Below are 25023 nucleotides of genomic sequence, written 5' to 3' on the forward strand. Positions count from 1 at the left end.
CCTGTGAGACGAGGTGTGGGACTGACCTTGCTGGCGGCTGCGCTCAGCATTGTGGTCAGCAGTTGTGGCAACGGGGTGATCGACAAGAACACGGACGGCATCCCGCCGGCCGAGGCGACCGGCACGTTGCGGGTGCTCATCCCGTCGTTCCCGCCCAGTACCAAGGGCCGGGACGAGTTCCAGAAGGTCGTCGACGACTTCCACAAGACCTATCCGAAGATGAAGGTCGAGCCGGACTTCGCGACGTACAACAACCTCAACGAGAAACTCTCGACCTCGATCGCGGCGGGCATCCCGTACGACGTGATGGTCACCGGCGTCGGCTGGGTCCAGCCGTTCGCGTCGAAGAACATCTTCGAGGACCTCGCCAAGTACGGCGTGACCCCGGACTTCATCAAGGAGAACAGCACCCCGGCGCTGACTCCGGCGGTGACCTACGACAAGAAGATCTACGCGTACCCGCTGGTCGCCGACACCCGGGCCGTGGCGCTGCGCAAGAGCGCGTTTCGCGAGGCCGGCCTGGACCCGGACAAGCCGCCGACGTCGCTGGCCGAGATCAAGGTCGCGGCCGAGAAGCTGACCAAGCGGGACAAGAACGGGAACATCACCCGCAGCGGCTTCGACCTCGCCTCCGCGACCGGCTTCCGGCAGTCGTTCACCACGTTCCTGGCCTCGACCGGTACGCCGCTGTACGTCGGCGGCGAACCGAACTTCGACAACAAGGCCGGCCTGGACACGCTGTTGTGGATCAAGTCGATGATCAACAACGTCCAGCCGTACGGCCAGACGAACGCGGCCCAGCAACCGCTGGTGTACTCCGGCGAGGCCGCGATGGGCATCGTCGGTGGTGCGGTCGACTGCTCCGACAAGGGCATCGGCCAGAAGAACTGTGACGACCTGAAGTTCTTCCGCTTCGACAGCGGCAAGCAGATCGAGTACGTCGGTGGCGACCTGGCCTCGATCGGGTCGCGCAGCCGGCACAAGGACGCGGCCTGGTCGTTCATCCAGTCGCTCACCAAGCCGGCCACGTTGGACGCGCTCGCCAAGCTGAACAAGAAGGTGCCGGCCTACAAGGACGCCGCCAACTCGCCGCAGGCGAAGTCGAACCCGTTGAGCAAGTTCGTTGCGGAGGGCCTGGTGTACGCCGCCAACGAGAACGAGGTGCCGTCCAACTGGCTCGAGATGCGCGGCAACTTCGACATCCAGCTCACCCAGGCGGTCCTCGGACAGAAGGATCCCGCCAAAGTGCTGCACAACCTGGCAGGACAGTCACGATGAGCACAACTCTTGAACGTCCAGCACTGGACACTGCGCGCAAGGTCGGCCCGAGCAAGGACAGCGGCACGTTGCTCCGCGGTCAGGTCCGGGCCGGCTGGGCCCTGCTGGCGCCGGCGCTGCTGCACTCGGCGATCTTCATCGTCATCCCGGTGGTCGCCGTGCTCGTCCTGAGCCTCACCGACTACAGCTTCGGCGACACCTGGTCGTGGGTCGGGTTCGGGAACTACGCCGACCTGTTCCGCGACGTCGACTTCCAGGCGTCGCTGTGGCACACCGTGCTCTACGCGATCGTGGTGATCCCGATCTCGATGGCGGTCTCGCTGGCGATCGCGATCGGGCTGAACCAGAAGATCAAGGGCCTCGGCTTCTTCCGGACCGCCTTCTACGTCCCGACGGTGACCGCGACCGTGGCGATCGCGACGATCTGGCTGTGGATCTACAACCCGGGCTCCGGCCTGGCGAACGGGTTCCTGAGCCTGTTCGGGTTCGCGCCGAACCGCTGGCTGGCCGACCCGGCGACCGCGCTGCCGTCGCTGATGGTGGTCGGTATCTGGCAGGGCCTCGGGACCAAGATCATCATCTACCTGGCCGCGCTGCAGGGTGTTTCCCGCGACCTGCTCGAGTCCGCCGATCTGGACGGCGCGAACCGCTGGCAGCGGTTCGTCAACGTCACCTGGCCGGCGCTCGGACCGGTGCAGTTCTTCGTGCTGATCACGTCGATCGTCGGCACCTTCCAGGTGTTCGACCTGGTGTACGTGATGACGCGCGGCGGGCCCGGCAGTGACACCCGCGTGCTGGTGCTGGACATCTACCAGAACGCGTTCCAGGACCTGAAACTCGGCTACGCGTCCGCCGAGACCGTGATCATGATGATCGTGATCGCGCTCTTCATCGGCGCCGGACGCCTGCTCCAGAAGGCGGATGCCAATGACTAGCGCAACGCTGCCGGGGGTCGCCTCCGCGCCGTCGGCCAAGCCGTCGTCGATCCGGCCCGGCCGGATCCTGCTGTACGTCGTCCTGACGGTCGGCGCGCTGCTGATGATCACACCGTTCCTGTGGATGGTGCTGACCGCGTTCAAGAGCGACCTGGAGATCCTGAAGTTCTCCTGGCTGCCCGGGGAACTGCGCTGGCGCAACTTCACCGAGGCGATGCAGACCGCGCCGTTCCTGCGGTACTTCCGCAACAGCGCGCTGATCGCGATCGGTGAGACCGCGTTCACGCTCGCGGTGTGTACGACGGCCGGGTACGCGCTGGCGAAGCTGCCGCTCCGCGGTGGCAAGATGCTCCTGAACTACTTCATCGTGCTGCTGCTGGTGCCGTTCCAGATCATCCTGGTGCCGTTGTTCATGATCGTGAAGTCGATCCCGCTGTTCGGCGGCAACAACATCCTCGGCCACGGCGGCATCGGCTGGCTGAACTCGTGGTGGGGCCTGATCATCCCGCTCGGCGCGGCGCCGCTGTTCACGTTCCTGGCCCGGCAGTTCTACGTCTCGCTGCCGGACGAGCTGGCGCAGGCGGCCCGGGTGGACGGGCTCGGCGAGTTCGGCATCTTCTGGCGGATCATGACGCCGCTGATCAAGCCGGCCCTGATCACGATCGCGGTGTTCCAGATCGAGGCTGCCTGGAACGGGTTCCTCTGGCCGCTGATGATCACGACGTCGGACGAGATGCGTCCGCTGCAGCTCGGGCTGGCGATCTTCTCCCAGAACCCGGCCGAGATCCAGTGGCCCTATCTGATGGCCGGTACGGCGCTCGCGACGCTGCCGATGATCGTGCTGTTCGTGTTCGCGCAGAAACGCTTCGTCGAAGGAATGGCGAACGTGGGAATCAAGGGCTGAAACACGGCCCAGACCCTCGAACAGGTGCTCACCCCGCCCCGGGTGAGCACCTGCGAGGCCCCCTCCACATGCGGTGGTCCCGAAGAAACACCGGAGCTTCCCACGTAGTCCCCCCACTGGGTCACTCGTCCGGTTTATCGGCGCAGTGTGCCCGCCGTTACAGCATTCATGAGGTTTTTTCGCTAGTTCTCGAAATGATTTGCCGAACTCGCCGCGAATCACGACGTATTGCACGCAACCGGCGACGTTCGGTAGGCGATCAGCCCAGATGCGCGCGGACGACGTACCTGATCATCGGGTCGAGGTCGGTGGTGCCGAGGAGCTCGAGGGCGTTGGTGGTGCGCAGTACGGCCAGGCCGTGCAGATTTGTCCACAGGGCGATGGCGCGGAGCTCGGCGTCGGTGGGGTGAACCCGGGCGACGAGGTCGACGAAGGTCCGGAACAGGGGGAGTGAGGTCGCGCGGAGGTTGCCGCCGGCACCGGCGAGCAGGTCGTGGCGGAAGATGAGGTCGAACATGCCAGGCCGCTCGGCGGCGAACTCCAGGTAGCAGCGGGCGGCGTCGACCAGTTGGTCCTCGGGCGATGCTCCGTCGGCGGGCTCGAGACGGGCCGCCAGGTCCGTCAGGCCGGTGGCCGCGATCGCGGCCAGGAGCGCGTTGTGGGTGGGGAAGTAGCGCCGCGGTGCGCCGTGCGAGACGCCGGTACGACGCGCGATCGCGCGCAGGGTGAGATTGCCGAGGCCCTCCTCCTCCAGGAGTTCGACCCCGGCTTGGACGAGCCTCGCGGGCAATGACACGTAGACATTGTCTCCTGCTTGGGTTGGCCTGCGGGCTTGGGTACGATCGCGGCGTGACTGCCGGGTCGGCTGCTTCCAGCCATTCACGAGTTGGGGTCCCGGCTGCGTTCTGAACGCCGCGCGGGCCCCACCGGGCGTTTCTCTCCCCGTCTGCATTTCCTTTCACGACACGAGAGAAGCGAATCCTGAACGATTTCACCGCACAGCTCATCGACGAGTTCCGGAGCAACGCCGGCCAGGTCGGCGGACCCTTCGAGAACTCCAGGTTGTTGCTCCTGACAACAACTGGCGCGCGCTCCGGGCAGCCGCGCACCGCGATCCTCGGGTACTACCCGGATCGCGACCGGGTGCTCGTCGTCGGCTCGGCCGGCGGCAGTCCCAAGCACCCGGCCTGGTACCACAACCTGCTCGCGCAGCCCGAGGTCACCGTCGACCTCGGTCTGTTCAGCTATCCGGCCACGGCAGTCGTACTGCGTGGCGCCGAGCGCGACGAGGTCTTCGCGCGACTCGTCGAGGCCGATCCGGGGTGGGGCGACTACCAGGCCCGCACTACCCGGACCATTCCGGTGGTAGCCCTCGTCCAGCGCCCGGGGCCCCCACCGGGCGCCGAGCGCGGGTCCTTTGCCGAGGCGTTGAAGACCATCCACTCGGCGTTTCGGCGAGAGCTTTCCCTGATCCGGGCCGAGGTTGCCAAGTCCGGCACGCTGGGCGCTCAGCTTCAGATCAACTGCCTGACCGTCTGCCAGGGCCTGCACTATCACCACACCGGCGAGTCGACCGGTCTGTTCCCGGCGCTGCTCCAGCAGCACCCCGAGCTGGCCGAGGTCATCGCCGTACTGGAGGTCGAGCACGACAAGATCGCCGTACTGCTGGAGGAGCTGGAGCAGTTGGCCGCGACTCCGGCGGCGGAGGTCCTGCCCCAGGTCGACGAGCTGATCGCTCAGCTCAACGCGCACCTGGATCGCGAAGAGGCGGAGCTGCTGCCGTACCTCTGAGCCTTGCGCGGGGACCGTGGCCGGGATCATGATCCGGCCAGCATGGGAGAAACCGCGCACGACGACCTCCTGATGGCCGGCCGGGCTGCGCTGACGCGCGGAGCCTGGTCGGCCGCTCGCGCCCAGTTCGAGCGAGCTCTGGAGACCGCGACGACACCCGCGGCCCTCGAAGGGCTGAGCTGGGCGACGTGGTGGCTCGAGGACGTGCCTGCCTGTCTGGATGCGCGGGAGCAGGCGTTCCGGCTCTACCGGCAGGCCGGGGACGAGCGGGCCGCGGCCAGGATGGCGTTGTGGCTCGGCGACGACCACAACGAATTTCACGGTGCCGGTGCGGTCGCCGAGGGCTGGTTCAACCGGGCCGCTCGCCTGCTCGACGACCTGGAGCCCTGCGCGGAACTCGGATGGCTCCGGGTGTTCGAGGCGCATGTCGCCCTCGGTCGGCATGACACCGGTCGCGCGCGCGAGCTCGCCGTACAGGCTCAGGAACTCGGTCGCCGGCATCAGGCCGTCGATCTGGAGATGTTCAGTCTGGCCACCGAAGGGCTTGCGCTGGTGGAGGACGGTGCGGTCGAGCGGGGCATGCGCTGCCTGGACGAGGCGACGGCGGCTGCCCTCGGCGGGGAGTACGAGAATCTCGCGCCGGCGGCGTGGACATGTTGCCGGTTGATCTCCGCGTGCGAAGAGATCCGGGACTACGAGCGCGGGGCGCAGTGGTGCCAGCAGGTCGAGGAGTTCAGCCGGCGGATGGAAGCGCGGTTCGTCACCGGGGTCTGCCGGGCGCATTACGCGGCGATCCTCGGTTGGCACGGCGACTGGATCGGGGCCGAGCGGGAGTTGATCGAGGCCCACGAGGACCTCACTGCCAAGCGCCCGTACTGGCGGGCCGAGGCCGTCGTACGCCTTGGCGAGCTGCGTCGGCGGCAGGGCGAGGTTGAGCAGGCGGAGGCCTTGTTCAACGAGGTTCCGTGGCATCCGCTGGCCAAGCGCGGGCTGGCTGAGCTCAGCCTCGACCGGGGCGATCCGGCGGCGGCGCGCGACGTACTGGAACGGATGCTGCGGCGGATCCCGCCTGGTTCGGTCAGCCGTGCTTGGCCGCTGGAGCTTCTGGTTCGAGCCGACGCGGCGTTGGGTGAGCACGGGTCGACTGCGGTCCATCTCGCCGAGTTCTGCTCGATCGCCGATTCGCTGCGGACGCGGCCGATGCGGGCGGCGGCGCGGTTCGCTCAGGGCATCCACGCGGCGGCTCGTGGCGAGCACGAAGAGGCCTGCGAGGACTTCGAGGATGCTGCTGATCTGTACGACGGAATCGCTCCGTTCGAGGCGGGGCATTGCCGGTTGGAACTCGCCCGCAGCCTGCTGTCGCTCGGCCGGACCGAGGCCGCCCGCCGCGAGGCTCGTGCGGGGCTCGCGGCGATCCCCGTCCCACGGCAGGACCAACGATCGTTGCTCGGCGAGCTGGGGTTGGCCGATCGAACCGCAGTCCTGAGCGCGCGTCAGCTCGACGTACTGCGGTTGATCGCCGAGGGACTGGGGGACCGGGAGATCGCTGGGCAACTGGTGATCAGCGAACACACCGTGCATCGGCACGTGGCCAACATCTTCACGCGGCTCGACTGTTCGACTCGCGCGGCGGCCGTCTCGCGGGCGACGGGGCTGGGTTTGCTCTAGCGGATGGCCTGTTCGGGTGACGCGGCCGAGGCAGCTTGGGGTCGATGGTGGTGCCATGCAGAGGTTCGCGCAGTACAAGGAGTCGGTCCGGACCACGTGGGCCACCGGGGACTACGACGCGATGATGCGTGCGGAAGGGTTGTACGAGGTCGGGCAGCGGCTGGTGGACGCGTTGGCTGTTCGGGCCGGTGAGGACGTCCTGGACGTGGCCTGTGGGACGGGGAACGCGACCATTCCCGCCGCCCGGATCGGTGCTCACGTCACCGGGCTTGATCTCACGCCGGCCATGCTGGCGAAGGCCCGCGAGCGCGGGGCCGGGCTCGGGATCGACTGGGTCGAAGGTGATGCCGAGGACCTGCCCTTCCCGGACGCGAGCTTCGGCGTGGTGCTCTCGAGCTTCGGCTGCATGTTCGCGCCGCGCCACGAGGTCGTCGCCGCTGAGATCGCTCGCGTACTACGGCCGGGCGGCCGGCTCGGGGTGTGTGCGTGGACGCCGGAGGGGACGATCGGGGAGTTCTTCCGCGCGGTGGGTGCTTATGGTCCGCCTGCCCCGGAGTACGTCGATCCGCCGCTGGCCTGGGGTTCCGAGGAGACTGTGCGGTCGTTGTTCCCGGGGATCGAGTTGTCGTTCAGTCGTGAGGTCTGCGTGATCCACCATCCTTCGGTCGTCGAGGCGGTGAAGTGTTACGGCACGCAGTTCGGCCCGGTCATGCTCGCTCGGGAGGCGCTGGGCGATCGGTGGCCGGCTCTGCGCGATGACCTGATCGACCTGTTCGAGCGGAACAACACTTCTGGATCTGCACGCCTCCTGCTGCCGGCCGAGTACCTGATGATCCGGGGTCAGCGCCGCGCCAGTAATGCATAGGCGTTGGGGAGGCGGCCGGACCACGCGGCGGCGTTCGTGTCGTCCTGCGGTCGCCAGAACGGTTCGGCGTACTCCTCGAGGGCCTCGAGGTGCAGGCCGGCCTCGGTGATCGCGGTGACGATCTGGCCGAGGTTCCACTGCCATTCACGGGCGCCGTTGCCGGGGAACGTGTCGTTGACGTGCGATTCGGCGAAGTAGCTGCGGTCCGGCCGGATCCGCGGTTCGTCCTCGTCCCAGGTCCACAACGGGACAGCCGGGTGGGCTTCGTACACGAACAGGCGGCCGCCGGGCCGCAGTACCCGCGCGATGTCCCGCGCCCACGCGTCGAGGTCGCGCATCCAGATCAGCGCACCCTTGCCGGTGTAGACGAGGTCCGCACATCCATCCTTCACCGGTACGCCGGGCACCTCGGCCACCAGGTAATGACAGGCCATGCCCAGCTCCCGAGCACGCCGTTGCGCCGCACCCGCAGCCACCGAGCTGTAGTCGATCCCGATGACGCTCCGCGCGCCGGCTTTGATGAGCCCGATGTCGTCCAACCCATGCCCACTTTGCAGATGCACGACAACCGGCTGCCCGGCCAGCACCGGCTGAAGCAACTCCCGCTCCCGCTCGAACAGCAGCCCGTCGCCTCGAGCCTCCTCGAGCAGCTCGTCGTACTCCCGAACATGCTTCACCGAAGCCTGCTCCCAAACCACCCGGTTGTTCGCCACCACCTGATCCATCCCCCAAGTCAGCCCGACCCGAGCCCATCAAGCAAACCGATATCGACCGTCCTATTCGTTGTGCAGGACCTTGGCGATGGTGGTGTGGGCGGCTGTGCGGGCGGGGAGGTAGGCGCCGGCTGCCGCGATGAGGATGCCGGCGAGGATCAGCAGGGCCAGCAGGGACCAGGGGTAGACGTCGAGCATGAAGGGCGGGATCTCGACCTGGGCGCCGTTGGCCATCGCGGGGACGACCAGGCGGTGGGCGAGGATGCCCAGCGGGATACCGAGCAGGCCGCCGATCGCGCCGAGGGCAGCCATCGAGGTGACGACCATGACGGTGACCTGGGCGGGGGTCATGCCGATCGACTTGAGCATGCCGAGGTCGCGGCGTCGTTCGCGGGTGTTGAGGATGACGGTGTTGAAGACGCCCAGCGCGGCGACCGTCCCCAGCATCAGCGTCAGCAGTACGACGGTCGCCAGCACGATCGCCACGAACGTGCCGGCCTCCTGTCCCTCTGTCTCGATCAGACCCGGATCGCCCTTCTGCACCGCCTGTACGAACGCGTCCAGGTCCGTACCAGGCTTGACGTTGATCTCGTACAGCGACGCCCGCAGCGTCGGCGCCACCAGTGCCAGCGTCTGCCAGTTCGACAGCACCTCGTCGCCCGAGTTGTACATCGCCTTCCCGACGATCTGTGCCCGGACCGTCTTGCCCTGCGACTGCAGCGTGATGGTGTCGCCGACAGCCAGCCCACGCTGCCGCAGGAACCGCTCCGAAACGACCACCTGCCCCGGACCGTCGAACCACCGCCCGTCGAGCATCCGATAGCCCAGCTGCTGGAAGTCCCCGCGATAGAAGGACACATGCAGGTCCGTACTGGTCCCAGCCAGCCGCATCGGAAGGTTCGCGCTCGCTGTCACCGACACTGCGCCCGGAATCGACCGCACCAACGCCTCGTCCGCCGCATCGCTCAGCTTGGGCGCTGGTGGCGCATCCGGATCGGTCGACGGCGGCCCGCCATCCGTTGGGCGAGCGAACAGCGACAGGTCCACGGCGTCCACTCGACTCGCTGCAGTCTGGTACTCCGTCAGCGACTTCCCTAGCCCCACCGCCAGCGTCACGCTGGTCACCCCGAGTACGACGGCCGCCAGCGTCAACGCCGTACGCGCGGGCCGAGCGAACGGAAGCCCGAGCCCAAGAGAAATCGACCGCGGCAACCGGGTACCACTGAGCCAACGCTGTGCCCGCAGCCCGCGCCCGGCTCGCGGTGCACTACCTGCGCTGATTGCCTGAGCCGCCGACAGACTCCGCGCTCGTAGCGCAGGCAACAGAGCAGACAGCGCCACCAGCACCGGTACGCCGATCACGACCGCCACGTCCACCCAGATCGGCACGGTGACGCCATCGGCGCCGTAGTTCTCGAAAGCCCTTGTCAGCAAGGACTCTGCGAGCACATTGCCCAGCACAGTCCCGCCTGCACACCCGACGATCGCCGGGATGGAGATCATCGTCAGGTAGACCGCCATCACCTGTGTCGGCGTGAAGCCCAGAGACTTGAGTACGCCGATGTGCTTGAAGCCGGCGACCACAGCACCACTGACCACGTTGGCCACGATCAGTACCGCCACCGCCAGCCCCAGCCAGCCGAAGACCATCAAGAACGGGACAAACGTGTTCGGCTCACCAGTGGCGAGTGCACGGAGCCCGAGGTAAGACTGAGTGCCCACCAACGCGCCAGAGGGCAGTCCGGACGTCACTGCGGACTGACCAGCAGACACCTGCTCGTTGGTCGCGGCCTGAGCGAAGCGGTAGAGCATCTGCGTGGCTGTCGGCTTCAACGACGTCATCTGCGCCGGTGCGACCCACGCGTCCGCCGATTGGCTGACGCTGTACGCGAATCCGACGATCGTCAGCGTCTGACCCGCCAGGCTGACAGTCGATCCGAGCGCCGCCGCCCCGCGCCCCTCGGACGCGGTGGGATTGCGGTTCATCACGATCTCACCTGGCTTGTCCGCCCAGCGCCCCTTCCACACGTTGACGCGGTCGACCGCTCCACCTGGGTCCGCGCGCCCAACCGTCACCAGAGACTGCGGTTCGCCGAACATCCCGCCGCCACCGCCGAGGTCGAGCGTCGCCATCGCGAACGGCCCGGCCGACGCCTCGGCAGCCGAGGCCGCCTTGGTCAGCTGACTGTCGCTGACCTTGCTCGGGTCGTACGACGCCACCAGGTGTGCACCGCTCTGTCGCGAGTACGCGTGGTCGAAAGGAGCGCTGGAAGCGGCCAGCAACCCCAGTGCGACCACGATCATCGTGGTGGACAGCAGTACGACGACACCGATCACCACGGTCTGCACACGGCGGCGTCGTACCGCTGCTCGCGACACCGGCCACACGGCGCTCACGACGTACGCTCCAGACTGCGCTCGCCGGCGATCTGCCCGTCGACGAAGTCGATGACTCGACTGGCGCACCGTGTCGCGAGCTGCTGGTCATGGGTCACCAGGAGCAGCGTCTGACCGATCTGGTTCAGGTCCAGCAGGAGGTCCATCACCTGCTCGCCGGCGCGGGTGTCCAGCGCGCCAGTGGGTTCGTCGGCGAGCAGAATCGCCGGACGGTTCATCAGTGCGCGAGCGACCGCGACACGCTGCCGTTCACCGCCACTCAGCTGCGCCGGGTACGTGTTGCGCCGCCCGCCGATGCCCAGCTCCTCGAAGAGCTCGAGTGCGCGCTTCCGTGCGTGCGGCGCCGACGTACCGGTGAGCTGGGCGGCCAGTGCGACGTTGTCGAGGGCAGACAGGTCGTCCAGCAGGTTGAAGAACTGGAAGATCATGCCGATCCGGCGGCGCCGGAACAACGCCAGTCCCTTCTCATTCAGCGAACCCAGGTCGTCGCCGTGCACCACGACGCTTCCTGACGTCGGCCGGTCGAGTCCGGCCACCATGCTGAGCAATGTCGACTTGCCGCTGCCGGACGGTCCCATCACCGCGACCGCCTCACCGGCGTGGATCTCCAGCGATACTCCGTCGAGTGCGACCGATTCGCCGTACTCCTTGCGCACGGCGGTGAGTCGTACGACCGCCTGTTCGTTGCCTGCGTCCTCCGTCATGCTGCTCACGCTAGGGCCGGTCAGGCGCCGCTGACGTCAGCCTGCCGAGGTAATCTCCGTCGGCTGTCATCCTGCGGATGTACGGCGTGCGCCGAGCGGATGATGCGCTTTCTCGAACAGCTTTGGGACAGTGGATGTCGTGATCACCCTATGGCTGCTTGCCGCGGCACTGGCCGTGCTGGCCGGTCTGCTCGCGTTCGCGCTCGTCCGGGCCCGGCGGGCCCATACTCGAGCGCTCGAGGAGCGTGGGTGGTTGCTGGAGCGCGAACGGGAGACTGCCGCCCGCAACGCGGTCGACGCGGAGCGGGCGCGGATAGCCCACGACCTGCACGACATCGTGAGCCACAACGTCAGCGTCATGGTCATCCAGGCCGGTGCGGCGCGACAGGTCCTCGCAGCCGAGCCGGAACAGGCGGAGGCCGCTCTACTCGCAGTAGAGGCCGCAGGCCGCGACACCATGGCCGAGCTGCGCCATCTGCTCGGTCTGCTCGCGCCCAAGGCCTCAGGTGAGGACGACGAACCCCTGTCGCCACAGCCGAGTCTGAGCCGCCTCAGTGAGCTGATCGACCGGATCGCCTTTGCTGGATTACCTGTGGAGGTGCGGGTGTCCGGTGACCCCCGACCACTCCCCACCGGCGTCGACGTCACGGCGTACCGCATCATCCAGGAGGCCCTGACGAACGCGCTGAAGCACGGCGACGGCGTCAAGGCCGAGGTGACAGTCCGCTACGCACCGCACGCCCTCCGGGTCGAGATCCTCAACACCGGCCCCAGCATCCTGACCGGCGGCCGCCCGCCCGCTCCCGGCGGCGACGGACGAGGTCTGCTCGGCCTGAAGCAGCGGGTCGCCGTATACGGCGGTGACCTGGATGCCCGGCGTCGTCTGGGTGGCGGGTTCCGCGTTCGCGCCAAGGTCCCCCTGGAGCGCCCATGACAACCCGCGTGGTGATCGCAGACGACCAGGCTCTGGTGCGAACCGGGTTCCAGATGATCCTCAAGGCCCGCGGCATCGAGGTCGTCGGTGAGGCCGCGGACGGTGCCGAGGCAGTGGACGCCGTACGACGCCTGCGCCCGGACGTCGTCCTGATGGACATCCGGATGCCGATCATGGACGGCCTGGAGGCGACGCGCCGGATCCTCGCCGGCCCGACCGACTGCCGCGTGCTGATCCTGACGACCTTCGACCTCGACCGCTACGTGTACGCCGCCCTCGCTGCCGGCGCCAGCGGCTTCCTGCTCAAGGACGTCACCCCCGAGCACCTGGCGGCCGCCGTACGCCTCGTCACGACCGGCGATGCCCTCCTGGCCCCGTCCATCACCCGCCGCCTGGTCGAACGCTTCGCCACGCCGGCCGCGCCCCAACCCGCCATCCACCGCGACCTGACCAGCCTCACCCCCCGCGAACTGGAGGTGCTGACTCTGATGGGCCATGGCCTGTCCAACGCTGAACTCGCGACCGAACTCGCCCTGAGCGAGGCAACCGTGAAAACCCACGTTGCCCGCATCTTCGCCAAACTGACCCTCCGCGACCGAGCCCAAGCCGTGGTCCTCGCCTACGAAACCGGCCTCATCTCCCCAGGCAACCGCGATGAATAGCGAGCCCGCGCGCGTATCCCAATAACACAGATGATGATGTCGAGATCGTGGGGCTGGTTGCGTCGTAGGTATGTAAGTGGCCGCGATGAGCTAGGAGAACCACGATCATGATTCAGCTGGACAACGTCGGCATTGTTGTTGAAGACATGGATGCTGCCGTCGCCTTCTTCGTTGAGCTCGGTTTGGCGGTGGAGGGGAAGGCGCAGGTCGAGGGCCCGTGGGCTGACCAGTGCGTCGGACTTGACGGCGTTCGGTGCGACATCGTGATGATGCGGACCCCGGACGGGCACGGTCGGCTCGAGTTGTCGCAGTACCTGACGCCGGCGGCTGCGCCCGCAGTACCGCAGAACGCGCCGCACAACATCATCGGCACGCATCGCGTCATGTACCGCGTCGAGGACCTCGACGACATGCTGGCCCGCCTGCGCACCCACGGCGCCGAGCTGGTCGGCGAGGTGGCGCAGTACGAGGACAGCATCCGGATCTGCTACGTCCGCGCCCTCGGAGGAATCCTCGTCGGCCTGACCGAATATCTCAGCTGACAAATGTCCCGGCGGGATGTCGAGAAACCTTCCCCGGCTCCGTCCCCGGCGTGAACACGGCCAGAATGGGCCGTACGTGTAAGGAGAACATGATGGCGAAGTACCTGCTACTCAAGCACTACCAGGGCGGCCCGACCCCGGTCGTGGATTCCGGACCGATGGACCAGTGGACGCCGGAGGAAGTCAACGCACACGTGCAGTTCATGAGCGACTTCGGCGCTCGGCTCGAGGAGACGGGCGAGTTCGTCGACATGCAGGCACTGACGCCCGAGGGCGCGTTCGTGCGGTACGGCGGCGAGGGGCAGCCACCCGTGACAGACGGGCCGTTCGCCGAGACGAAGGACCTGATCGCCGGGTGGTACGTCATCGACGTGGAGTCGTGGGACCGCGCCGTACAGCTGGCAGGAGAGCTGTCCGCGGCACCCGGGCCCGGTGGCAAGCCGCTCCACGAATGGCTGGAGGTGCGGCCGTTCTGGGGCGCGCCGCCCACGGTCACCGAGTGAACGAGCAACTGCTGCGGGACCTCGTACCCGCGGTGATCGGCGTACTCGTCCGGCGCGGCGCCGACTTCGCGCCGGCCGAGGACGCCGTGCAGGACTCGCTGGTCGAGGCCGTGCGGGTCTGGCCGGACGATCTGCCGCGGGATCCCAAGGGCTGGCTGGTCACCGTTGCCTGGCGCAAGTTCCTCGACGCCACCCGCGCCGACACGTCCCGGCAGCGGCGCGAGGTGCGCGTAGAGGGTGAGCCTGTGCCCGGACCGGTCGAGGCAGTCGACGACACGCTCCAGCTGTACTTCCTGTGCGCTCATCCCTCGCTGACGCCGGCGTCATCCGTCGCGCTCACGCTGCGTGCGGTCGGCGGCCTGACCACTCGGCAGATCGCGCAGGCGTACCTCGTTCCGGAGTCGACCATGGCGCAGCGGATCAGCCGCGCGAAGCGGACCGTCTCGGGCGTCCGCTTCAACCAGCCCGGAGACGTGGCGACGGTGGTGCGCGTGCTCTACCTGGTCTTCAACGAGGGGTACTCCGGCGACGTTGACCTCGCCGCCGAGGCGATCCGGCTCACCCGGCAGCTGGCTGCCAAGACCAGCCACGAGGAGGTCGCCGGCCTGCTCGCGCTCATGCTGCTCCACCACGCCCGGCGCTCGGCGCGGACCCGCGCCGACGGCCGCCTCATACCGCTCGCCGAGCAGGACCGCACCCTGTGGGACACCCGCCTGATCGCCGAGGGCGTCGACATCCTCCAGACCGCCCTCGCCCGCGACCGCCTGGGTGAGTTCCAGGCCCAGGCCGCCATCGCCGCCCTCCACGCCGACGCCCAGACGGCCGAGGAGACCGACTGGGTGCAGATCGTCGAGTGGTACGACGAACTGGTGCGCCTCACCGACAGCGCCATCGCCCGCCTCAACCGCGCCGTCGCAGTCGCCGAAGCCGACGGCCCTCGCGCCGGCCTGGCCGCCCTCGCAGACCTGGACCCCGCCCTACCCCGCCACACAGCCGCCCTGGCCTACCTGCACGAGCGCGCCGGAGACCCCGCCACCGCAGCCAAGCTCTACGCCGAAGCCGCCCAAAAGGCCTCCAACTTCCCCGAACGCGACCACCTGACCCGCCAGGCCGCCCGTCTCAACACCCAGCTCCACACCTGAACCGCCAGAAGGCCGGTCGCAACAGCGACCGGCCTGCTGACATAAGAGTGGCGGAGGATACGAGATTCGAACTCGTGAGGGGTTGCCCCCAACACGCTTTCCAAGCGTGCGCCCTAGGCCTCTAGGCGAATCCTCCAAGCGGAGAGGATACCGAAGGGGATGGGGGAATCCGAAATCGGACTGCTCATCTAGGGTCGACTGCGTGGACGAACTGGTGCTGCGGCCGATCGGGCCGGGTGATGTGGACGCGCTGCAGGAGCTGATCGAGTCTGATCCTGGGTATACCGAGCGCATCACCGGATACCCGCCTGGGCCTTCCGATGCGCAGAGTCTGCTGCTGATGCGGCCGGAGGATCTCCCGGAGGAGTCGAAGGTTGTCCTGGGCGCGTTCGTAGCGGACCGGTTGGTTGCGGTCGTTGACCTGCTCAGGGGCTTTCCGAACGACCAGACTGCCTTCATCGGTCTGCTTGAGGTCCACTCGAAGCACCAGGGGCTCGGCTACGGCAGGACGACGTACAGCCTGGTCGAGCAGTACGTCGGGACCACGTGGCCCGAGGTACGGACGCTGCGTCTCGCCGTGGTGGACACCAACGCAGACGTCGCGACTGGGTTCTGGCGACGGCAGGGGTTCGAGCCGACCGGTGAGGAGCGCCCGTACCGGTACGACAAGCTCGAGTCGGTCGCCCGCCTCTACGAGAAGCCGCTACCCGAGCAGAGTGGGAGCTAGCGCTCGCCACTGTTCTATTGGCTGCGGACCGGTCTCACCGGTGATCACATTGACGGCGACGTGGTCTGCGCCGGCGTCCAGGTGCTCGGTCAGCTTGGCCTTGATGTCGGCTGGACTGCCCCATGAGGCCAGTGCGTCGACCATGTGGTCGGGCAGCTCGGCCTGGTCGGCCTTGCCGAACCCCTGCCGCTCGAACGACGCGATGTACCCCGGGATGCGGGTGAAGAAGCTGATCGTGTCCCGAGCGATCCTCCGCGCTCGGTCCGCGTCTGTTTCGAGTACCACGAGGTGGCTGACGGCCAGGAGCTTGTCGGGGCCCAGGACCTTCCGCGCGTCGGCGGAGTACGCCGCACTGGTCAAGAACGGGTACGCACCGGCGGTCCGCTCTCCGGCCAGCCGCATCATCTTCGGACCGAGCGCAGCGAGCACCCGACGCCCCACAGGTACGTCCAGCTGGTCCAGATACGAGTTGAGCGTCGCCAACGGCTTAGGCCCGTGCGCCCCACCCAGACCGGCGGTGAATCGCGCCGGCGCAGTCGCCTCGAGCGCGGCGTACGTCGTACTCACGTCGGCCGCGCTGTACTTCGTCACCGCCAGAATCCCGCTGACGAACTTGATCGCCGCCGTCGCTTCGACCAGATCGGTGATCGTCTGCAGCCCGGGCAGCGGACCGCCCGACAACCAGATCACCGGGTACCCGAGCTCCTCGGCCGCCTGTGCCGCGGCGATCGACTGCGCACTGCTGTCAAGCCCGGTCGTGATCCCGAACGAGCCGAATTGATGATCCGTCACTCATCCAGAGTGAACCCGCACCGGGGCCGCCGACCACCCTGTTCGCTCAGAGCGTGTGCCGTGGAGTCCGATTCCCGGTTGGCCAGAGGCATCCCGTACACTCGTGCCTGGTTCCCCGCGTGGCGGTATCTCGCCCAAACCCCCCAGGGCCGGAAGGCAGCAAGGGTAAGTGAGCTCTTCCGGGTGCGCGGGGAATCCTCATGTCCAGGGCCTGGCGTGGCGAGGAGTCCGATGAATCCCGAGAGCCGATACCTGCAGGAACTGATCATCGCCGAGCTCGGTGTGCCCGCGGCGTTCGACGTGGACACCGAGATCGAGCAGCGGGTGGAGTTCCTGGCCGACCGGCTCCGGCAGACCGGCGCCGCGGGGTACGTGCTCGCGATCAGCGGCGGAGTCGACTCAGCTGTCGGTGGACGCCTCGCTCAGCTCGCGGTCGAGCGGATCAGGGCCGAGGGCGGTCAGGCGACGTTCGTCGCGATGCGGCTGCCGTACGGCGTGCAGGCCGACGAGGCGGACGCGCAGCGCGCACTGCAGTTCATCAAGCCGGACGAGACGCTGGATGTGAACATCAAGCCGGCCACCGACGCCATGGTCGAGTCGGTCCGGCACGCCGGGCTCGGTGACCGCGAGGACTTCCACGTCGGCAACATCAAGGCACGCCAGCGCATGGTCTCGCAGTACGTCGTGGCTGGTGCGCGCGGCGCACTGGTCATCGGCACGGACCACGCGGCGGAGGCGGTGATGGGCTTCTTCACCAAGTACGGCGATGGCGCCTGCGACCTGACGCCTCTGTCCGGGTTGAACAAGCGCCGCGTCCGCGCGGTGGGCGAGCGGCTCGGCGCTGCGCCGGAGACCACCGGCAAGGTGCCGACCGCCGATCTGGAGACGAACAACCCGGGCGTACCCGACGAGGCCGTGCTGGGCGTGACGTACGACGAGATCGACGACTTCCTCGAAGGCCTCGACGTGGACGAGAAGGCGGCGAGCACGATCATCGCAACCCACCGCCGCACCGCCCACAAGCGCGCAGTGCCCCTCGCCTTCAGCTGAGCAGGAACTTCGTCACCAGCTGGGCGTAGAGCTCCGGCTGCTCGGCATGCATGAAGTGGCCGACGCCGGTCGCGTGGTAATAGGTGCCGTCCGGTACGTCGGAGCGGAAGAGCTCGATCTCCTCGGTACTGGTGGCCGGGTCGTACTCGCCCTTGATCAGCATGGCTGGCTGCGTGAGCTGTGCGAAGTACGGCAAGACCGGTTCGCCGAAGCTGGCCGAGCTGGTGATCTGTTCGTGGAAGTGGCCCGAGCGCGCGTGATACTCGTCGGAGAGCTCAGTGTCCGCCGGGAGCTGGAGGCCCCGGGAGTCTGGTCCCGTGTAGATCTCCATCCTGCGGTCGCCGAGCTGGGCGATCACTGCCATCCGCTCGTCCCACATGGCCTTCGTCGCCGGTCCGGTGTGGGGTGGAGCTTCCGCACCTGGGAGCAGTGGAAGGGCAGCGCGAAGCAGACTGTCGCTGGCCAGCACCATGTCCCAGCCGGGGTTCTCGAAGACAACCTTCGTCACAACGTCCGGCTGCGCAGCGGAGTACCGCAGGGCCAGCCGGCCGCCGTAGGAGTGACCGAGGATCGACCACTGCTCGATGCCGAGGTGCTCGCGAAGCGCCTCGAAGTCGGCGATCAGGTCCCGCTCGCTCACCGGTCCGGTCAGCGGGTCGGAGCGCTGCACGCCGCGCTGGTCAACGCCGATCAGCCGGAAGCTCCGGCCGAGCCGATCGCCCTGGAACGCCAGGAAGTCGTACGAGCCCGCGCCGGGGCCGCCATGGATGAAGAGGAGCGGCGGTGCGTCCACGGGCCCGCGCTGATCGACGTACAGCCTGGTGTCACGGATCTCCACGAGCATGGCACGGAGCGTACGACGAGACAGGGTGTCCCAGAGCGTCAGGCGGCGTGGCTGAACTGGCGGACGCGGTTGGCGAGGCGGGCCAGGCGGATGGTGGCGATGTTCCGGTACGCCGGGCGGAGGACTGTCGCCAGTGGGCCGGACTGCTCGAATGTGTGGGTGACTCGGCTGTCCGGTGAGATGGTCCAGATCCCGACCTCGCGGAACCCGGGAACCTGCCAGCTGATCTCGATGCGGTCCGGCTCGACCGCCGTGTACTGCAGCTCGCCGGCGAACCCTGGCCGGACCCGCAGCGCGTAGGAGGCGCCGAGGTCTGCCTCGTCCGGTCCGTCGATCGCCAGGAACGCCTCGTTCCACTCCGGGAGCGCGAGGGCGTCGAGGAGGACGTGGCGGATCGCGGCGGGGCCGGCGTTGATGGTCTCGGTGGCCTGTTCCATGGCTAGTTCTCCTGAGTGGCGAGTTCGGGATCCCGGCGGCGGGCCAGGGCCGCGCCGGCCGGAAAGGCGCCGGCGAGCGTGCGGAGCGTGGTGATGGTCTCGTCGAGGGCCTGGCCGGCGACGAGGTCGTGCATGGTGCGGTGCAGCCGGTTTTCCGCGGTGACGATGCGGCGGTGCAGCGCCCGGCCCTGTGCGGTCAGGCTGAGCGCCAGGTAACGCCGGTCGACCTTGTCGATGCCGCGCTTCACCAGTCCTTGCGCGACCAGGCGGTCGACGAGGCGGCTCGGGCTGTTGCCGGTCTCGCAGACCAGCAGTCCGCCGAGCGCGTTCAGCGTGAGCGGGCCGTGGTCCCGCAGAACTCGCAGAACCTCTGCCTGGGAAGGCGTGATGCCCAGCGGGCGCAGCTCGTTCGCGAGCAGCCGATTGCCCTCGCGCTGGATCGCCAGCACGAGGTAGCGAAGCTCCTCGACAACCTTCATGGCCGATATGTTACACGACACGTGTGTCATGTCATCTATTTGCCGCGAGTCTTTCGGCAGCTCCTCGGCAGCTGTTGCCTGGGGCGACGGGTTCCGGAAAAGTGCCGGAGAAAGTCCGGCTGAGGTCATGGTCAAGGCGACACCACGACTGGCACAGTGTGTGCATGAAGGGTCTGATGCAGAACTACCAGCTGTCGCTCGACACGATCTTCCGCCGGGCCGAGCAGTTCTACCCGGACAAGACCGTCTACACGGGCGGTCCGGCGCCGACCAAGCTGACGTACGCCGAGTGGGCGGACCGGACCAGACGTTTGGGCGGTGTCCTGGACACCCTCGGGGTCACCTCGGACGGCCGCGTCGGCACGTTCGCGTGGAATTCAGGGCGCCACCTCGAGCTGTACTTCGCCGCGCCCTGCACCGGCCGGGTGCTGCACACGCTCAACATCAGACTCTTCCCGGACCAGATCGTCTACATCGCGAACCACGCCGAGGACGAGGTCGTGTTCGTCGACCGGTCGCTGCTGGGGTTGTTCCTGCCACTGCTCGAGCGGCTCCCGCAGCTGAGGCACGTCGTCGTGATGGACGACCTGCCGCCCGGGGCGCCCGGTGTCGAGGTCCCGGACGACCCACGGTTCCACGACTACGAGGAGCTGCTGGCCGCGGCCGAGCCGGTCGAGTTCCACGTCGAGGACGAGAACCAGGCCGCCGCGATGTGCTACACGAGCGGGACGACGGGGAATCCGAAGGGAGTCGTCTATTCGCATCGGTCCACCTGGCTGCACTCGATCGGCGTGCTGACGAACGCCGGGATCGGGCTGACCGAGACGGACACGGTGATGCCGGTCGTGCCCATGTTCCATGCGAACGCCTGGGGTCTGGCGCACGCGGCGCCGATGGCCGGCGCGTCGATGGTGTTCCCGGGGCCGGACATGAGCCCGGCGGGGATTCTCAAGCTGCTCCAGGAGCAGGAGGTCACGCTGTCGGCCGGGGTGCCGACGATCTGGCAGGGACTGCTGCCGTTGCTCGACGGCGTCGAGTTGCCCAAGCTGCGGCGGATCCCGTGCGGCGGTTCCGCCGTGCCGGAGGCGTTGTCGGAGGCGTTCCGGCTGAAGCTCGGCCGGCCGATCCTGCAGGCGTGGGGAATGACGGAGACGAGCCCGGTCGCGACCGCATCCCACGTTCCCGCACGAAACAAGGACCTTCCCGAGGAAGAGCAGGCGCACCTGCGGGCCCGCGCCGGTCTGCCGCTGCCCGGTGTCGAGGTCCGCATCGTCGAGCCAGGGTCGATCGAGGCGCTGCCGTGGGACGACGAGGCCACCGGTGAGCTGCAGGTCCGCGGCCCCTGGATCGCCGCGGAGTACTACCGTCCCGACGATGGCGCCCAGCTGAACACCGAGGACGGTTGGATGAAGACGGGCGACGTTGCCGCGATCGACCAGTACGGGTCGGTCCGGATCGTCGACCGGACGAAGGACCTGGTGAAGTCCGGTGGCGAGTGGATCAGTTCGGTCGAGCTGGAGAATCTGCTGATGGCCCATCCCGCGGTGCGGGAAGCCGCGGTCATCGGCGTGCCACATCCCAAGTGGGACGAGCGGCCGCTGGCGTGCATCGTCGTCCAGGAAGGCGCGACCGTGACCGGCGAAGACATCCTCGAATACCTGCGCCCGCTGGTGGCGAAGTGGTGGGTCCCGGATGCGGTCGAGTTCATCGAGGAGGTGCCGAAGACTTCGGTCGGCAAGTTCTCCAAGAAGGACCTCCGCACCCGGTTCGCCAACTACCACCTGCAGTGAGCCGCCACCGGATCTAGATTGGTTGCCGTGGGCATGCGAGGTGTATGCCTCCGGCAACCATCAGGAGCTTCCATGGATTCCAGCTCGAGCGGAGCGATCGGCGACCCCGACGACAACAACGCGAACCCGGTCGGCGACGCCGTTGTGGACGGCGTTCGCAAGGTTCTCAACAAGCTCGGCACTGCCGGCCAGAAGACGGCCGAGCACCTGCCGAAGAAGGAAGGGACCGACGAGGAGTGACTCGGGCTGTCATCAGGTGAAGTCAACGTCAAAGTGCTTGCGGAGGTGCTTGAGGGTTGCTTCGACGAACTCGGTCGGCCAGGGATTCCCGGTCAGCCTGGCCAGGGCGGTCCCGCGCGCGATGAACTGGCGGCAGACGTACTGATTGGCCGCGATGATGTCGGTGGGATCGGTGCCGGCTGAGGGGATGGCTTCGAGCACCGCGCGTTGCTCGTCGGAGAGTAGGGCGTTGAGGCGTTTGGCTCCGCTGGTACGTCGTACGCCGCGTTCGGCCAGCATGAGCGCGATGAGCTGATCGCGGACGGCGCCGATGCCTTGGTTGCCGACGATCCGCTCGTCGCGGCGGAGGACTGTGACCAGGTTGCCAAGGAAATAGAAGTAGAGGTTGACGTTGGTCGCGGGCCAGTACGGCTCACCGGCCTGACCGCCCTTCGGAGCGATATCGCCGTCCGGAAACAGCGTCCCGTCCCGATCGAACAGCACCCGCACCCCGTCGTACTGAAGCCGGTCGAACGACGCCAGTGGGTGCATGAACAGATCCACATGCAGCCAGTCCTCAGTGATCCCCAGCCCGCCGATCAACCCCGGCACGACATCCGTCAGCACAGTCGCCCCGGCCAGCTCCCGCAGTACGTCGGTCCAGTGCTCCTCGAACCAGGCGATGCTCTCGTCCGTCACGACAAGATGCACGTCAACATCGCTGAACCGGTCCGCCGCTCCAGTCGCGTAGCTCCCGATCAGATAGACCCCGAGCACCCGCTCGTCCGCAGGCAACACCTCCTGAGCCCGCGCAATAACACCCTGCTGCCGCTCATCCCCAGTCATCACTCCACGCTAGATCGTGTCTGGCCGACGAGCTGGCAGTTGCGTTGCCCGGTGTACGTCCAACGATCCGGGCAGCGTCGACGACTACATCCGGCCGCCGGAGCAGCTGGGCGCGCCCGCGGCGGGCTATTTCGATGACAACTTCGACCTGGCTGCACTGATCGCCGGCCTCCTGATCCCGCTCGGGCCGGACGGCGATCGCAACTGTCGGGCCGCGGACGGCACGACCAGCAAAGCGCCGTACGACGCGGTGCTGCTCGTCGATGGAGTGTTCCTGCTGCAAGCCGCACTGCGCCCCTACTGGGATGTTGGCCTCTACCTGCACATCAACGAGGACGAGATGCTGCGGCGCGGCGTGCTCCGCGACCGCGAGCGATACGGCGGGGAGGGCGCCGCGCGCGGACTGTTCGCGACGCAGTTCGTCCCCGGATGGCGCACGTACCAGGCTGTGCATGATCCGGCCGCGGCCGCCACCATCGTCATCGACCATCACGACCCAGCTCACCCCGCGATCAGGCCCAGCCGCACCTGATTCCCGGTCACTGCGGTTGTGCGATTGTGATCGCCGGACGCGACGTGGTCGGCCGGACTGCGCGGGCGAAGGAAATGTCCGCCGGCAGCGCTAGGGTTGCGGGCGTGGAAGCACCCCTTGCGTTGTATCGCCGGTATCGCCCGGAAACGTTCGCGGAGGTGATCGGGCAGGAACATGTCACGGCGCCGCTGCGCAACGCGTTGAGCAACAACCGGGTCAATCACGCCTACCTGTTCTCCGGGCCGCGCGGGTGTGGAAAGACCACGAGTGCGCGGATCCTCGCTCGCGCGATCAACTGTGAGAAGGGCCCGATCGCGGAGCCCTGCGGGGTGTGCAAGTCGTGCACCGACCTGGCGCGTGGTGGACCCGGCAGCATCGACGTGATCGAGATCGACGCGGCGTCGCACGGTGGTGTGGACGACGCCCGCGATCTGCGCGAGCGGGCGTTCTTCGCGCCGGTCGAGAGCCGCTACAAGATCTACATCATCGACGAGGCGCACATGGTGACCACGCAGGGCTTCAACGCCCTGCTGAAGCTGGTCGAGGAGCCGCCGCCGCACCTCAAGTTCATCTTCGCGACCACCGAGCCCGACAAGGTGATCGGGACGATCCGGTCGCGGACGCACCACTACCCGTTCCGCCTGGTGCCGCCGAAGGTGCTGGCCGATTACATGGCGACTCTGTGCGTGGCGGAGGGCGTGGCGATCGAGTCGGCCGCGCTGCCTCTGGTGGTGCGCGCCGGCGCGGGTTCGGTGCGTGACTCGCTGAGCGTGCTGGACCAGCTGATCGGTGGTGCCGGGCCGGAAGGGGTGACGTACGAACTGGCGGTCGCGCTGCTCGGGTTCACTCCGGATTCGTTGCTCGACGCGTGTGTGGACGGGATCGCGGCGCATGACAGCGCGGCGGTGTTCGAGACGATCGAGAAGGTCATCGAGACCGGTCAGGACCCGAAGCGGTTCGCCGAGGACCTGCTGCGGCGCCTGCGTGATCTCGTCGTGCTGTCCGCCGTACCGAATGCTGTCGCGTCCGGTCTGATCGAGGCGGCGGAAGACCAGGGTGAGCGGCTGCAGACGCAGGCCGCCGGGATCGGTCCGGCGGAGCTGACGCGCGCGGCGGACATCGTTGCCGCCGGCCTGTTGGAGATGCGTGGCGCCACCGCTCCGCGGCTTCAGCTCGAACTGATCTGTGCCAAGGTGCTCCTCCCGGGCGCCGACGATTCCACCAACGGCATCCAAGCCCGCCTCGACCGCATGGAACGCCGCCTCGCCATCGGCGCCCCCGCCGGCACGACGGACGCCGCGCAAGCCCCCGCCGTCGGTACTGCGACCTCCGCGCAACCGCCCGCCGCCGGTACTGCGCCCGTGGGACAGCCGCCCGCCTCCGGCGCCAGTACTCCGGGCGCTGCCGCGCCGGGTGGAGTCGCGTCGGGTGGCGGCTCGGACGACTCCGGCGTACCCGGGGCAGAGGCCGCATCAAGCAGAGCGGCCGCACGAGCTGCCGCAACGGGCGGGGGCACCCCCCAGGAGGTGTCGGCGGACAGCCCAGCCGACGATGCTCCGGCCGGCCCGGCCGATCGAGCTGCAGGTGGAGCAGGTACTGGCTCTGCAGCGCCGACGCCTGCCACCACGCATTCAGCCGGACCGGCGGGCTCAGGGGCGGCGGCCGGCGCGAGCGATTCTTCGGCTGCACGTGGCGCGGGTTCTGGTGTGGGTTCGGCCGGTGGCGGGCGTACCGGAGCTTGGGGTGATGGGGCTGACGCTTCGTCCGACAGTCCAGTTCCCAGCGACGTAGCTGCTGGTGGTGGAGGTGCCGGCGCGGGCGCAGTTGCTGCTCCGGCTGGTGCTGGTGGGCCGGTTGGGCTGGCGGATATTCGGCGGTTGTGGCCTGAGATTTTGGAGGCTGTGAAGAGCAAGCGGCGGTTTGCCTGGATCATGCTGAGCCAGAACGCGCAGGTCATCGCGATCGATGATCAGACCTTGACGCTCGGGTTGGTGAACGCGGGGGCGCGGGAGAGTTTTGCGCGGTCCGGGAGTGATGACATTCTCCGGCAGGCGATGGTCGACACGATCGGCGTCGACCGCCGCGTCGAAGCCGTCGTTGACCCGTCCAGCGATCCAGGCGCCGGTGGTTCCGGTGGTCGACCGGGCGGCAGCGCGCCAGGCGGATCCGGCGGAGGTGCGGCAGGCGGGTCGGGCGGCGGTGCGCCTGGAGGTCATGGCGGTGGTGCTCCGCGGGATGCCGGTGGTGCTCCTGCAGGCGGGACCGCGGG

25 protein-coding genes, 1 tRNA gene, 1 other RNA gene and 1 pseudogene are annotated in these 25023 nt (G+C 68.0%); 18 read left to right on the forward strand and 10 right to left on the reverse strand.

The window, feature by feature from the left end; all coding sequences use genetic code 11:
- The first annotated feature begins 3 nt into the window (after positions 1 to 3).
- From OHA18_RS16725 to OHA18_RS16735, 3 genes are read left to right on the forward strand one after another with little or no spacing between them, the layout of a single operon-like run.
- The gene (locus OHA18_RS16725; RefSeq protein ID WP_329005024.1) at positions 4 to 1278 is read left to right on the forward strand and encodes an extracellular solute-binding protein; all 1275 of its coding nucleotides are present in this window, start codon (positions 4 to 6) and stop codon (positions 1276 to 1278) included.
- Positions 1275 to 2213, forward strand: a complete 939-nt coding sequence (locus tag OHA18_RS16730; protein WP_329005025.1) for a carbohydrate ABC transporter permease — start codon at positions 1275 to 1277, stop codon at positions 2211 to 2213. Before OHA18_RS16725 ends, OHA18_RS16730 begins: the two co-directional genes overlap by 4 nt.
- Complete coding sequence (locus OHA18_RS16735) at positions 2206 to 3117, forward strand: carbohydrate ABC transporter permease (protein ID WP_329005026.1); 912 nt, start codon at positions 2206 to 2208, stop codon at positions 3115 to 3117. Before OHA18_RS16730 ends, OHA18_RS16735 begins: the two co-directional genes overlap by 8 nt.
- 259 nt (positions 3118 to 3376) lie before the next feature.
- Here the strand turns inward: OHA18_RS16735 and OHA18_RS16740 are convergent, their stop codons facing one another.
- Positions 3377 to 3913, reverse strand: a complete 537-nt coding sequence (locus OHA18_RS16740) for a TetR/AcrR family transcriptional regulator (RefSeq protein WP_329005027.1) — start codon at positions 3911 to 3913, stop codon at positions 3377 to 3379.
- A 209-nt stretch (positions 3914 to 4122) separates the two neighbouring features.
- On the opposite strand from OHA18_RS16740, the gene OHA18_RS16745 reads away from it, so the two are divergent.
- The 3 genes from OHA18_RS16745 to OHA18_RS16755 are packed head-to-tail and all read left to right on the forward strand — an operon-like array spanning position 4123 to position 7441.
- Positions 4123 to 4908 carry a nitroreductase/quinone reductase family protein gene (locus tag OHA18_RS16745; RefSeq protein WP_329006120.1) on the forward strand — a complete coding sequence of 262 codons (786 nt, stop codon included), beginning with the start codon at positions 4123 to 4125 and terminating at the stop codon, positions 4906 to 4908.
- A 42-nt stretch (positions 4909 to 4950) separates the two neighbouring features.
- Complete coding sequence (locus tag OHA18_RS16750) at positions 4951 to 6576, forward strand: LuxR C-terminal-related transcriptional regulator (RefSeq protein ID WP_329005028.1); 1626 nt, start codon at positions 4951 to 4953, stop codon at positions 6574 to 6576.
- 55 nt (positions 6577 to 6631) lie between these two features.
- Positions 6632 to 7441, forward strand: coding sequence for a class I SAM-dependent methyltransferase (locus tag OHA18_RS16755; protein WP_329005029.1), 810 nt, complete (start codon positions 6632 to 6634; stop codon positions 7439 to 7441).
- Here the strand turns inward: OHA18_RS16755 and OHA18_RS16760 are convergent.
- Genes OHA18_RS16760 through OHA18_RS16770 form a run of 3 tightly spaced genes read right to left on the reverse strand, consistent with a single transcriptional unit; the run spans position 7417 to position 11255 of the window.
- Positions 7417 to 8166, reverse strand: a complete 750-nt coding sequence (locus OHA18_RS16760) for a class I SAM-dependent methyltransferase (protein WP_329005030.1) — start codon at positions 8164 to 8166, stop codon at positions 7417 to 7419. The two genes, OHA18_RS16755 and OHA18_RS16760, sit on opposite strands and share 25 nt — an antisense overlap.
- Positions 8167 to 8217: 51 nt before the next feature.
- Positions 8218 to 10551, reverse strand: coding sequence for an ABC transporter permease (locus tag OHA18_RS16765; RefSeq protein ID WP_329005031.1), 2334 nt, complete (start codon positions 10549 to 10551; stop codon positions 8218 to 8220).
- Entirely contained in the window at positions 10548 to 11255 is a 708-nt protein-coding gene (locus OHA18_RS16770; RefSeq protein WP_329005032.1) for an ABC transporter ATP-binding protein, read from the reverse strand. The genes OHA18_RS16765 and OHA18_RS16770 overlap by 4 nt, the downstream gene beginning before the upstream one ends.
- 139 nt (positions 11256 to 11394) lie before the next feature.
- Here OHA18_RS16770 and OHA18_RS16775 point away from each other — a divergent pair, with 139 nt between their 5' ends.
- From OHA18_RS16775 to OHA18_RS16795, 5 genes are all read left to right on the forward strand, one after another.
- Positions 11395 to 12189 (forward strand): sensor histidine kinase, encoded by a 795-nt coding sequence (locus OHA18_RS16775; RefSeq protein WP_329005033.1) that lies wholly within the window; start codon positions 11395 to 11397, stop codon positions 12187 to 12189.
- A complete protein-coding gene (locus OHA18_RS16780) occupies positions 12186 to 12851 on the forward strand; it encodes a response regulator transcription factor (protein WP_329005034.1) in 666 nt (221 codons plus the stop codon). Before OHA18_RS16775 ends, OHA18_RS16780 begins: the two co-directional genes overlap by 4 nt.
- A gap of 107 nt (positions 12852 to 12958) precedes the next feature.
- Positions 12959 to 13393 carry a VOC family protein gene (locus OHA18_RS16785; RefSeq protein ID WP_329005035.1) on the forward strand — a complete coding sequence of 145 codons (435 nt, stop codon included), beginning with the start codon at positions 12959 to 12961 and terminating at the stop codon, positions 13391 to 13393.
- A gap of 92 nt (positions 13394 to 13485) precedes the next feature.
- A complete protein-coding gene (locus OHA18_RS16790; protein WP_329005036.1) occupies positions 13486 to 13896 on the forward strand; it encodes a YciI family protein in 411 nt (136 codons plus the stop codon).
- Complete coding sequence (locus tag OHA18_RS16795; RefSeq protein WP_329005037.1) at positions 13893 to 15038, forward strand: RNA polymerase sigma factor; 1146 nt, start codon at positions 13893 to 13895, stop codon at positions 15036 to 15038. Before OHA18_RS16790 ends, OHA18_RS16795 begins: the two co-directional genes overlap by 4 nt.
- 48 nt (positions 15039 to 15086) lie before the next feature.
- Here the strand turns inward: OHA18_RS16795 and OHA18_RS16800 are convergent.
- Positions 15087 to 15174: transfer RNA gene (locus OHA18_RS16800), tRNA-Ser, on the reverse strand.
- 66 nt (positions 15175 to 15240) lie between these two features.
- Between OHA18_RS16800 and OHA18_RS16805 the strand changes: the two genes are divergently transcribed.
- A complete protein-coding gene (locus tag OHA18_RS16805) occupies positions 15241 to 15765 on the forward strand; it encodes a GNAT family N-acetyltransferase (RefSeq protein ID WP_329005038.1) in 525 nt (174 codons plus the stop codon).
- Here OHA18_RS16805 and OHA18_RS16810 read toward each other — a convergent pair.
- Positions 15742 to 16557 carry a TIGR03620 family F420-dependent LLM class oxidoreductase gene (locus OHA18_RS16810; protein WP_329005039.1) on the reverse strand — a complete coding sequence of 272 codons (816 nt, stop codon included), beginning with the start codon at positions 16555 to 16557 and terminating at the stop codon, positions 15742 to 15744. The two genes, OHA18_RS16805 and OHA18_RS16810, sit on opposite strands and share 24 nt — an antisense overlap.
- A 106-nt stretch (positions 16558 to 16663) precedes the next feature.
- Here OHA18_RS16810 and ffs point away from each other — a divergent pair.
- Together ffs and nadE are read left to right on the forward strand one after the other, a co-directional pair.
- Positions 16664 to 16760: signal recognition particle sRNA small type (gene ffs, locus OHA18_RS16815), an RNA gene on the forward strand.
- Positions 16761 to 16788: 28 nt separating this feature from the next.
- Positions 16789 to 17607 (forward strand): ammonia-dependent NAD(+) synthetase, encoded by an 819-nt coding sequence (gene nadE, locus OHA18_RS16820; protein WP_329005040.1) that lies wholly within the window; start codon positions 16789 to 16791, stop codon positions 17605 to 17607.
- Here the strand turns inward: nadE and OHA18_RS16825 are convergent.
- The 3 genes from OHA18_RS16825 to OHA18_RS16835 are packed head-to-tail and all read right to left on the reverse strand — an operon-like array spanning position 17600 to position 19367.
- The gene (locus tag OHA18_RS16825; protein WP_329005041.1) at positions 17600 to 18451 is read right to left on the reverse strand and encodes an alpha/beta fold hydrolase; all 852 of its coding nucleotides are present in this window, start codon (positions 18449 to 18451) and stop codon (positions 17600 to 17602) included. The two genes, nadE and OHA18_RS16825, sit on opposite strands and share 8 nt — an antisense overlap.
- Before the next feature lie 38 nt (positions 18452 to 18489).
- Positions 18490 to 18888 carry an SRPBCC family protein gene (locus tag OHA18_RS16830; protein WP_329005042.1) on the reverse strand — a complete coding sequence of 133 codons (399 nt, stop codon included), beginning with the start codon at positions 18886 to 18888 and terminating at the stop codon, positions 18490 to 18492.
- Positions 18889 to 18890: 2 nt separating this feature from the next.
- Complete coding sequence (locus OHA18_RS16835; RefSeq protein ID WP_329005043.1) at positions 18891 to 19367, reverse strand: MarR family winged helix-turn-helix transcriptional regulator; 477 nt, start codon at positions 19365 to 19367, stop codon at positions 18891 to 18893.
- Between the two features lie 164 nt (positions 19368 to 19531).
- On the opposite strand from OHA18_RS16835, the gene OHA18_RS16840 reads away from it, so the two are divergent.
- Positions 19532 to 21157, forward strand: a complete 1626-nt coding sequence (locus OHA18_RS16840) for a long-chain fatty acid--CoA ligase (protein ID WP_329005044.1) — start codon at positions 19532 to 19534, stop codon at positions 21155 to 21157.
- 72 nt (positions 21158 to 21229) lie between these two features.
- Complete coding sequence (locus OHA18_RS16845) at positions 21230 to 21397, forward strand: hypothetical protein (RefSeq protein WP_329005045.1); 168 nt, start codon at positions 21230 to 21232, stop codon at positions 21395 to 21397.
- A 12-nt stretch (positions 21398 to 21409) separates the two neighbouring features.
- On the opposite strand, the gene OHA18_RS16850 is transcribed toward OHA18_RS16845, so the two are convergent.
- Positions 21410 to 22222 carry an aminoglycoside 6-adenylyltransferase gene (locus OHA18_RS16850; RefSeq protein ID WP_329005046.1) on the reverse strand — a complete coding sequence of 271 codons (813 nt, stop codon included), beginning with the start codon at positions 22220 to 22222 and terminating at the stop codon, positions 21410 to 21412.
- A 16-nt stretch (positions 22223 to 22238) separates the two neighbouring features.
- Here OHA18_RS16850 and OHA18_RS16855 point away from each other — a divergent pair, with 16 nt between their 5' ends.
- A complete protein-coding gene (locus OHA18_RS16855; RefSeq protein WP_329005047.1) occupies positions 22239 to 22754 on the forward strand; it encodes a hypothetical protein in 516 nt (171 codons plus the stop codon).
- A gap of 104 nt (positions 22755 to 22858) precedes the next feature.
- Positions 22859 to 24796, forward strand: a pseudogene (locus OHA18_RS16860) (DNA polymerase III subunit gamma and tau); the annotation flags it as partial.
- Positions 24797 to 25023: the final 227 nt, after the last annotated feature.

It is taken from the genome of Kribbella sp. NBC_00709, assembly GCF_036226565.1.
GTDB lineage: Bacteria > Actinomycetota > Actinomycetes > Propionibacteriales > Kribbellaceae > Kribbella.